The sequence below is a fragment of the Hymenobacter lapidarius genome, from assembly GCF_001816145.1.
In the GTDB taxonomy this organism is placed as follows: domain Bacteria; phylum Bacteroidota; class Bacteroidia; order Cytophagales; family Hymenobacteraceae; genus Hymenobacter; species Hymenobacter lapidarius.
The window spans coordinates 1-608 of the sequence record NZ_MDZB01000047.1; the positions used below are offsets into that span (position 1 = coordinate 1).

The 608-nt window shown below is 50.5% G+C and carries 1 protein-coding gene; it reads right to left on the reverse strand.

Annotation, left to right across the window (positions count from 1 at the left end; all coding sequences use genetic code 11):
• Nucleotides 1–97: 97 nt before the first annotated feature.
• Nucleotides 98–529: an IS200/IS605 family transposase gene (gene tnpA, locus BEN47_RS02175; protein ID WP_070724613.1), complete on the reverse strand. Its 432-nt coding sequence runs from the start codon at nucleotides 527–529 to the stop codon at nucleotides 98–100.
• Between the last annotated feature and the right edge of the window lie 79 nt (nucleotides 530–608).

A 608-nucleotide genomic window follows, 5' to 3' on the forward strand; every position in this document is an offset into this window, starting at 1 on the left:
ACTAAACGACTATGGACTGGAAGTCCATAGGTTTGGGTTGCGAATGGAATTCGCGGGTTTCGGCTAAAGCCGACTGAAAGAAACCACTGAAAGTGGGTTATTCCAGAATGAAATTCTCCTCCCCATTTGGTTTCTCTTTGTGATGATTCAAATACGCTTCCAACACTTCATCTGTGATATTGCCCACACTCCAGGCGCCGTAGCCAATGCCCCAGAAATGGCCACCCCAGTAGCGACGTTTTAATTCGGAAAACTCCTGCAAGAGCAGCTTCGCACTGCGCCCCTTTAAGCGACGGACCAACTCACTCAGACTCAGTGAGGGAGGATACGAGACGTGCAAATGGATGTGGTCTTTGCTCACCACCCCTTTCAAGATTTGCACGTCCAGCACGTTGCACGTCTGCCGCAGTAGGTCGCGGCAACGCACTTGCACATCGCCCGTGAGAACCTGATACCGGTATTTCGTGCTCCACACGATATGAACCTGTAACTTATGAACCGAATGACTGCCAGTGCGGGCCTGCTGCATCTGGCAAAGCTACCGAAAGGGAGTAGCAACTAAAGTCTTGCCCTAAAGGGCATAGCTTTAACTAGCGTGCTTGAAAAGT